The organism is Rhodoferax sp. (assembly GCF_018063565.1).
GTDB lineage: Bacteria > Pseudomonadota > Gammaproteobacteria > Burkholderiales > Burkholderiaceae_C > Rhodoferax.
Genome location: NZ_JAGPBB010000117.1, coordinates 1 through 8,609 on the forward strand (window position 1 = coordinate 1; position 8,609 = coordinate 8,609).

The 8,609-nt window shown below is 63.2% G+C and carries 8 protein-coding genes and 1 pseudogene; 4 read left to right on the top strand and 5 right to left on the bottom strand.

Annotation, left to right across the window (positions count from 1 at the left end):
• From KBF66_RS19660 to glmU, 3 genes and pseudogenes are all read right to left on the bottom strand, one after another.
• Positions 1–178, bottom strand: a pseudogene (locus KBF66_RS19660) (exosortase H); the annotation flags it as partial.
• A 174-nt stretch (positions 179–352) separates the two neighbouring features.
• On the bottom strand, positions 353–1,099 hold the full coding sequence (locus KBF66_RS17600; RefSeq protein WP_296660465.1) for an ATP-binding protein: 747 nt from the start codon (positions 1,097–1,099) through the stop codon (positions 353–355).
• The gene (glmU, locus tag KBF66_RS17605) at positions 1,096–2,529 is read right to left on the bottom strand and encodes a bifunctional UDP-N-acetylglucosamine diphosphorylase/glucosamine-1-phosphate N-acetyltransferase GlmU (protein ID WP_296660468.1); all 1,434 of its coding nucleotides are present in this window, start codon (positions 2,527–2,529) and stop codon (positions 1,096–1,098) included. Before glmU ends, KBF66_RS17600 begins: the two co-directional genes overlap by 4 nt.
• A gap of 10 nt (positions 2,530–2,539) precedes the next feature.
• On the opposite strand from glmU, the gene KBF66_RS17610 reads away from it, so the two are divergent.
• Both KBF66_RS17610 and KBF66_RS17615 read left to right on the top strand, forming a co-directional pair.
• A complete protein-coding gene (locus KBF66_RS17610) occupies positions 2,540–3,424 on the top strand; it encodes a DUF6279 family lipoprotein (protein WP_296660473.1) in 885 nt (294 codons plus the stop codon).
• Positions 3,425–3,443: 19 nt separating this feature from the next.
• A complete protein-coding gene (locus KBF66_RS17615; protein WP_296660475.1) occupies positions 3,444–4,844 on the top strand; it encodes an L-serine ammonia-lyase in 1,401 nt (466 codons plus the stop codon).
• Between the two features lie 68 nt (positions 4,845–4,912).
• Here KBF66_RS17615 and KBF66_RS17620 read toward each other — a convergent pair whose 3' ends face one another.
• The gene (locus KBF66_RS17620; RefSeq protein ID WP_296660478.1) at positions 4,913–5,449 is read right to left on the bottom strand and encodes a cysteine hydrolase family protein; all 537 of its coding nucleotides are present in this window, start codon (positions 5,447–5,449) and stop codon (positions 4,913–4,915) included.
• A gap of 51 nt (positions 5,450–5,500) precedes the next feature.
• Positions 5,501–6,100 (bottom strand): 5-formyltetrahydrofolate cyclo-ligase, encoded by a 600-nt coding sequence (locus KBF66_RS17625; protein ID WP_296660483.1) that lies wholly within the window; start codon positions 6,098–6,100, stop codon positions 5,501–5,503.
• A 9-nt stretch (positions 6,101–6,109) separates the two neighbouring features.
• On the opposite strand from KBF66_RS17625, the gene KBF66_RS17630 reads away from it, so the two are divergent.
• Both KBF66_RS17630 and KBF66_RS17635 read left to right on the top strand, forming a co-directional pair.
• Complete coding sequence (locus KBF66_RS17630; protein ID WP_296660487.1) at positions 6,110–8,092, top strand: lytic transglycosylase domain-containing protein; 1,983 nt, start codon at positions 6,110–6,112, stop codon at positions 8,090–8,092.
• Positions 8,089–8,609 (top strand): glutathione S-transferase (locus KBF66_RS17635; RefSeq protein WP_296660490.1); only part of this gene is annotated, 521 nt, incomplete at its 3' end. The genes KBF66_RS17630 and KBF66_RS17635, both read left to right, overlap by 4 nt.

An 8,609-nucleotide genomic window follows, 5' to 3' on the forward strand; every position in this document is an offset into this window, starting at 1 on the left:
TCCACAGCACCTTGCCCATGGCTGCCGCATTGGTGTCAAACTGGGTGACGATGGCCACACAGGCTTGTGCCAGCCAAGCGGTCCAAGGCAGCACCAGATGCTGTTGCACCGGCTGCGTCAGCTCGATACCGAACAGCAGCAGTTGCAGGGCAATGAAGATGATGAAAAAGCGGCGCATCGAATCTTGAGTAGGGCCAGATTATCGACGGACAGACGTGCATCACGATCAATTGGCGCATCTGTCCCGATCGGCCGCCGGGACGCGGTCAAGAATCAGCAGATGGGCGCTGTCGGCTCCGCATGGGTCGACGTAGCGGGCGGTCTGCTCAAGGCCGGCGGCCAGCAATTCAAGTCACGCGACGGGGGGCGGTGCCTGAAACCGCAAGGTCACCTTGCAGCCGTGCTCTGGTTCGGCGGTGATTTCAATGTCTCCGCCCATGCGTGCCATGAGCTTGCGGCTCGTCACCAGGCCCAGACCCAAGCCGTCAAACTCACGCACCGGATGCAGGCGGGCAAACACCTTGAAAAGCTGGCTGGCTTGTTCGGGTTTGAAGCCCACGCCATGGTCGGCAATGGTCAAAATGCCGCCCCCGTCCGGTAGCCCTTCACCACCGACCTGGATCAGCGCGGGATCTTTCGGCCGGGTGAACTTGACGGCGTTGTCCAGCACACAACCCAGCACCTGCCGCAACATTGCCGCGTCAGCCCAAAGCGGCGGCAGTTCGGGTGCAATCTGCCAGTCGATGGGCCGCGGAACCGCAGTCGGCTTGAGGCTGGTCACCGCGTCGGCGACACTGGCCGCCACATCCACCAACGCCAGCTGCAACGGCAGTTGCACCAGGCGCGACAGCGCCGTCAGCCCATCAAGCTGGCGCGTCAGCAACTGCGCCGACTGGCGGATGGTGGCCAAGTGCCCCGCCACCTCAGGCGGCAGCGTTGGCCAGTCTTCCTCGATGATCTGGGCAAAGGCGTTGATGTGGCGCAGCGGCGCGCGCAGGTCGTGCGAGACGGTGTAAGTGAACGCCTGCAGCTCATCACGCGCCGCCTGCAACTCCCGCTGCAAGTCAGCAAGCTTGTCGGGACCAGGGTCCGGGCTCATTTCTTGCTCGGCCGCTTCCAGTTCGGAATGCTGACTTGGCGCGCACGCGCGACGGTGAGCGCCAGCGGAGCGGCGTCTTTGGAAACCGTCGAGCCACCGCCCACCGTGCCACCCGCGCCGATGGTGACCGGCGCCACCAGCACGCAGTTGCTGCCCACATGCACATCGGCCTCGATGATGGTGCGGTGCTTATTGGCACCGTCGTAATTGGCAGTGATACTGCCCGCGCCGTAGTTGACACGTTCACCCACCGTGGCATCGCCCAGGTAGGCCAAATGGTTGGCCTTGGCACCCTTGGCCAGACTGGAATTTTTCACCTCGACAAAGTTGCCAATGTGCACCTCGGCCCCCAGGCGTGCACCCGGGCGCAGCCGGGCAAACGGGCCAACCAGTGCACCTGCGCCCACCTCCACCGCGTCTTTACTGCCCGGCTTGCCGCCTTCGATGTGGCTGAACGGGTGAATCACTGCGCCATTCGCAATGCTGGCGCTCTTGATCACGCAGTTGGCACCAATCTGCACGCCATCACCCAGGCTCACCTGCCCTTCAAAGACACAGTTGACGTCGATCACCACGTCTTGCCCACACCGCAGCGTGCCGCGAACATCCAGCCGCGCCGGGTCCATCAGACGCACACCTTGCTCCATCAATTGGAGCGCAATGCGCTTCTGGTAGGCGCGCTCCAGCTCGGCGAGCTGCACCGGGCTGTTGACACCGGCAATCTGCACGGCGTCCAGAATCTTGTGCGCCACGACCGGCACACCGTCAGCCACGGCAAACTTGACCACGTCAGTCAGGTAGTACTCGCCTTGCGCGTTTTTGTTGTCCAGCCGCGCCAGCCAGGTTTTGAGCAATTGCGCGGGGACGGCCATGATGCCGCTGTAGATCTCGGTGATCTGGCGCTGCGCCGCCGTGGCGTCCTTTTGCTCGACGATGGCCTGCACCACGTCGCCGCTGCGCACGATGCGCCCGTAGCCGGTGGGGTCGGCCAGGTCGAGCGTCAACAGCGCCAGCCGCTCGCCCGCACAGGCGGTCAGCAGTTGCGTCAAGGTGTCGGCCTGCGTCAGCGGCACATCGCCCGAGAGCACCACCACCACGCCGTCGTCCGCCAGCACCGGCACCGCCTGCTGCACCGCGTGGCCGGTACCCAGCTGCGGCTCCTGGCGCACAAATTTCAGGTCAAATTGGCCTCTAGCACTTGTATGGAGAGCGATAGCAGCTTCTACTTCAGGAGCACCATGACCGGTGATGATGGTGACCTGACGCGCCTGCAACTGCGCGGCCGTGTCGACCACATGGGCCAGCAAAGCGCGGCCAGCCAAAAGATGCAACACTTTGGGCAAGCGGCTCTTCATGCGCGTGCCTTTGCCTGCGGCCATGATCACCACATCGACCGGTTTGGCCGGAAAAATATCTAGGGACTCTGTCATGCGAACCTCCATGTCTTTTCGCCTTTCACCTGAACGCATTATCCGTGTGCTTGCACTGCTCACGCTGACCTGGCTGCTGGTTGCATGCAGTGTGGCGCGTCTGGGCTATGGCCAGTTGCCCGAGCTGGTCTATTGGTGGGTGGACGGTTTTTTTGACCTGAACGACGCCCAAAGCAGCCTGCTGCGGCAAGACCTGCAAACCCTGCACGACTGGCATCGCCGCCAGGAGCTGCCGCTGCTGGCCAACGCCCTGGCCACGCTGCAAAGCCAGGCCGCAATCGACGTCACGCCGAGCCAGCTCTGCCGTTGGGTTGATGTGCTCAAGCCACGCATTGGCGCGGTACTTGACCAGGCCGAACCTGGCCTGGCCACGCTGGCCGTGCGTCTGAGCCCGGAGCAGCTCAGACATCTGCAACGCCAGCTGGAAAAACGGCAGCAAAAATGGCGCGACGAGTGGCTAAAAGGCGACAACGCCGAGCGCCAGGCGCGCCGCCTGGAACGGCTGGTGGAACGCGTGGAAGATTTTTACGGCCCGCTCAGCCCGACGCAGCGCGCGCTGCTGCAGCGCAGCATCACCGCCTCACCGTTTGACCTGAGCCTGGCTGAAGCCGAGATGCTGCGCCGCCAGCAGGACTTTTTGCAAACACTGCAGACCCTGGCCGGCACCGGGCTGAGTCCGCAACAGGTGCGCGCCGAGGTACACCAATTGCTGGAGCGCACGCAGCATTCGCCCAATGCTGCCTACCGGGCCAACCAGGCCCAGTTCACCCAGGCCCATTGCGACACCTTGGCAGCGCTGCACAACGGCAGCAGTGCCACACAACGCACCCGGCTGATCGCGCGGCTCAAGGGTTTTGAAGACGACGCGCGCGCCTTGACACTGCCGGTTCGCTGAACCGGACTACCATCGCCCCATGGCCATCAGCGTCTTTGACCTTTTCAAGATCGGCATCGGACCGAGCAGTTCCCACACCGTCGGGCCGATGCGCGCCGCGCGGCTGTTTGCATTGGCCTTGCAGCATGACGGAAAGCTCGGGGCCACCCGCAGCGTGCGCTGTGCGCTGTATGGCTCACTGGGTGCCACCGGCAAAGGGCATGGTTCCGACAAGGCGGTGATGCTTGGGCTGATGGGTCACGCCCCGGATGTGGTTGCGGTCGATGCCGTTGCTGGACTGATTGCACAAGTGCGCGCTACCCGCTCGCTGTGCCTGCTTGGCGAACATCCGATTGACTTTGTCGAAACCGAACATCTGCTGCTGCACCGCCGCGAAACACTGCCAGAGCACCCCAACGGCATGATCTTCAGCGCCTTTGACGCAACGGGACAATTGATCAAGACGTCCACCTACCTGAGTGTGGGGGGCGGCTTTGTGGTCACCGCGGGCAGCGCCAATGCAGCCGTGTTGACCGAGTATAAAAATGTGGCCTACCCCTTTACCAGTGGGCGTGAGTTGCTCTCCATTTGCAATATGCACGGCATCACCATCCACGAGCTGATGTGGGTCAACGAGCGCACCTGGCGCAGCGACGAAGACATCCAGGCGGGGCTGCAAACCATCTGGCAGACCATGCGCGACTGTGTGCAACGGGGTTTGAACCATCCTGGCACATTGCCCGGACCACACCAGGTGCCCCGGCGCGCGCCCTTGCTGGCGGCGCAACTGCGCGAGCGCGCCGAGCGCACGCTGGCCGACCCCTTGAGCGTGCTGGACTGGGTCAACGTCTATGCCTTTGCGGTCAACGAAGAAAACGCCGCTGGTGGCCGGGTGGTGACGGCACCCACCAACGGCGCGGCCGGGGTGATTCCGGCGGTGCTGCACTACTGCGACCGCTTTGTGGTGCACGGCAGCGGCCGAGCAGGCAACAGCATCGACGCCGACACCGTGAGCAACTTTCTCATGACGGCTGCTGCCATTGGCATGCTGTACAAGCTCAACGCATCGATCAGCGGGGCCGAGGTGGGCTGTCAGGGCGAGGTCGGCGTGGCCTGCTCCATGGCTGCCGCGGGGCTGGCGGCGGTGATGGGTGGCAGCCCCGAGCAGATCGAAAACGCGGCCGAAATTGGCATGGAACACAACCTGGGCCTGACCTGCGACCCGATCGGTGGCCTGGTCCAGGTGCCGTGCATCGAGCGCAATGCGATGGGCGCGGTCAAAGCCATCAACGCCGCACGCATGGCGCTGGCCGGTGACGGGCAGCACATTGTCTCGCTCGACAAGGTCATCAAGACCATGCGCGAGACCGGTGCCGACATGCAAACCAAGTACAAGGAAACCTCGCGCGGCGGGCTGGCCGTCAATATTGTGGAATGCTGAGAAACCGGAGCCAAGGGTAGCCGCGTGCATGACCCGCCTTGCGAGCGTTGCCAATTCTCAGATCGTCATCATGACCATGGTGCATCGGCAGCCCGGGCCAGCGTGACAGCGACACCATAGCCGCCGAGGTTAGCCAGTGTGGCGTTGTGGTGGGCAGTGATCTGTGCGGCGGTCAGCACACCGCTGGCCACCGTGGAATGTGCATCCGACAAAAGGGTGACCGCAAAGCCGTGTTCCAGCGCACCCCGCACCGTGGAGTCAACACAAAACTCGCTCTGCAGCCCGCATACCACCAGCTGCTGCACGGCATTCTGTTGCAGCAAGGCCAGCAGGCCGGTGTGATGAAACGCGTTGGACACGGTCTTGCGCACCCGCGGGTCATCCGGTCTGACTTGCAGGCGCGCATCGAGCTGCCAGTCTTCGCTGCCAAACTGCAAGGGTCCGGCAACTTCCTCATGCTGGATGAAGACAACCAGCGCCTGCGCCGCGCGGGCTTTCGCGATGGCCCCATTGATGCGCCCAATCACCGCGTCGATCTCAAACGCGGCCCATTCGCCGGTACACAGCCCAGCTTGCACATCCACCACCAGCAGTGCGGTTTTCATGAGGCGAGGGTGACCTTTGTGCGAGGAATCGATGACGGCTCGAGCACGGCCCTACACCGGCCAGACCACGCCGTGGTCGTTGAGGATGGCGTCCAGCGGCACGTCGTGCGGCTCGGGCTCGAATTCGGGCAAAAAGTCGGTACCAAACCCCAAACCCACGGTAAACGGGCGCGGTGTCAAGCGCGCCAGCATGCGGTCATAAAAGCCGCCGCCGTAGCCCAGCCGGTAACCGCCGGCCGCGTAGCCGACGCAGGCAACGAACAGCAGCGTGGGCACAATCACCTCGGTGTCTTTGGGTTTCGGAATGCCATAAGCATCGTCTTCCATCGGGCAGCCGGGGTACCAGGCGTGAAAGGTCATGGTCTTGTGCACCTTGTCCACCACCGGAAGGCCGATTTTGCGCAGCTGCGGTTGCTCGATCAGCTCGCCGTCTTCTTTCCAGCGGTGCAAGGCGGGCAGCGGGTCGAATTCACCCTTGATCGGCCAGTAAGCACCGATCACCGTGTCTGGCCGCCCCACCAGCCAGATGCGCATCACCTGACGCAACAGATCGACCCGTTGGGCGCGATCGGGCAGGCGCAGGCGCTGCTCAATCAGCAGCTTGCGCAAGGCTTTTTTCTCTTGCGCCCGTTTCTCTTCAGAGTTATTCATAATCCCCACATGCAGTTCGTGAACATTTTGACATTGATTGGCGTGGCAGGTGTGCTTGGCACATTGGCCCCTGCCGCCCTGGCTGCCCCGGCACGGGGGGATGACGTGTTGCTGGAGATGCGCAGCGCCTTCAGCAAAAACCAGAGCAAACGTCTGACCGAGCTATTGCCGGCGGCGCAGGGACATGTGCTGGAACCCTGGGCCGCCTACTGGGAGCTGCGGGCACGACTGGAGTCCGCCAGCAGCGACGAAATCACTGACTTTCTGAGGCGCTACAAGGGCACCTATCAGGAAGACCGGCTGCGCAATGACTGGCTGCTTGTATTGGGAAGAAACCGCGACTGGTCACGCTTTGCCAGCGAGGCCCCCAACTTTCGCATGAACGATGACCACGAGGTACGCTGCTACACCTTGGCCATGGAGCAGACCCTGGCCGGTGTCAATCTGGCCGAAGAAGTCAAAACCCAGTGGTACCGGCAAAAGGACACAGGGGCTGGCTGTGCGCTGGCGGCCGAAAAGCACTTTGCCGCCGGACACCTCAAACCCGCCGACATCTGGCTCAAAGCCCGTCTGGCGCTGGAAGCGCGCCAGATCCGCGCGGCGCAACTGGCCGTCAACATTGTGGCGCCGGATGCGACCGGTGATTTTGCTGAACTCAGCAGCAATCCGGCGCGTTTTCTGGCCCGCCTGACACCCGCCAACCGCGCCCAGACGCAGGAGCTGGCGCTGCTGGCGCTGATCCGGCTGGCGGACAGCAGTCCGGATGGTGCAGCAACGGCCTTGCAGGAGCGCTGGAGCAAGTCGCTTGGCAATGCCCAACGTACCTGGGCATGGGGCGCCATCGGCAAAGCAGCAGCGCAAAAGCTGTCAGATGACGCCATGGGCTATTACAGCAATGCCAACCCGGCTGGCATGAGTGACGATCACCTGGCCTGGCGGGTGCGCGCCGCGCTTCGGCAAAACCGCTGGAATGACGCGCTGGCAGCCATCAAAGCGATGGGTGCCGATAGCGCTGCTGAGCCCATCTGGTCCTATTGGCATGCCCGCGCCCTGCAGCGTCCGGGACGCAGCGAGGCAGAACAGCAACAGGCACGACAGCTTTTGCAGGGCGTCGCCAGCGTACGTGGCTTTTACGAAATGCTGGCGCTCGAAGAGCTGGGACGTCCCATCTCGCCGCCGCCTGACCCTGAACCCCTGACCAATGCGGAAAAAGACCAGGCACGCGCCAACGCGGGCCTGCAGCGCGCCCTCGCGGCCATCGCACTGGGTTTGCGCCCAGAGGGGGTACGCGAGTGGAACTACACCACCAACCTGCACACCGATGGTGGCATGAATGACCGCGAACTGCTGGCCGCAGCCGACCTGGCATGCCAGCACGAGGTGTGGGACCGCTGCATCAACACCAGCGAACGCACCCGCAATCTGGTCGATCTGACGCAGCGCTTTCCGATGCCGCACAAAAAGGAAGTCGTATCGCGCAGCCGCGAGATTGGCCTGGATCCGGCGTATGTGTACGGACTGATCCGCCAGGAAAGCCGCTTTATCACCGACGCGCGCTCGGGCGTGGGTGCCAGCGGCCTGATGCAGGTGATGCCTGCCACCGCCAAGTGGACCGCCAAGAAGATCGGCCTCACCGATTTCAAGCCGCACCAGATCACCGAGCGCGATGTGAACATTGCCATTGGCACCGGCTATCTCAAACTGGTGCTCGATGACTTTGCCGGCTCGATGCCACTGGCGGCGGCTGCCTACAACGCCGGCCCGGGCCGACCGCGTGCCTGGCGCGGCAGCAGTGGTGCACCAGTCATGGAGGCGGCCATCTGGGCCGAGAACATTCCGTTTACCGAAACCCGTGATTACGTGAAGAAAGTGCTGGCCAACACCACCATTTATGCCGCCATGATCACCGGGCAGACCCAATCCCTCAAGACACGCCTGGGCCTGATCGGCCCGCGTGACGCCCAAACCAGCGACAACCGCGACCTGCCATGATGCAACTCTATATTGGTAACAAAAACTACTCGTCCTGGTCGATGCGCCCCTGGGTGCTGATGACACAGGTTGGCATTGCATTTGAAGAGGTGATGCTGCGATTTGACGCCTTCACCCCCGACTCCCGGTTCAAAACCAGCGTCAGCAAAATCAACCCCGCAGCCAAAGTCCCGGTGCTGGTCGATGGTGGCCTGGTGGTCTGGGACACGCTGGCGATTGCCGAAACCCTGGCCGAAAAGTTTCCCGAAAAGCAGCTCTGGCCGGCCGATGCAGCCCAGCGCGCACGGGCGCGCAGCCTCTGTGCCGAGATGCACAGCGGCTTTGCTGCATTGCGCAACGCCTGCCCGATGAACATCGAGGCCCGTTTGCCCGAGGTGGGCGCGCTGCAATGGCGCGACAACGCCGCCCTGCGCGCCGATGTGGGGCGCCTGGTCAACATGTGGCAAAGCCAGTTGCAGGCCAACGGCGGGCCGCTGCTGTTTGGTGCCTTCAGCATTGCCGACGCGTATTACGCACC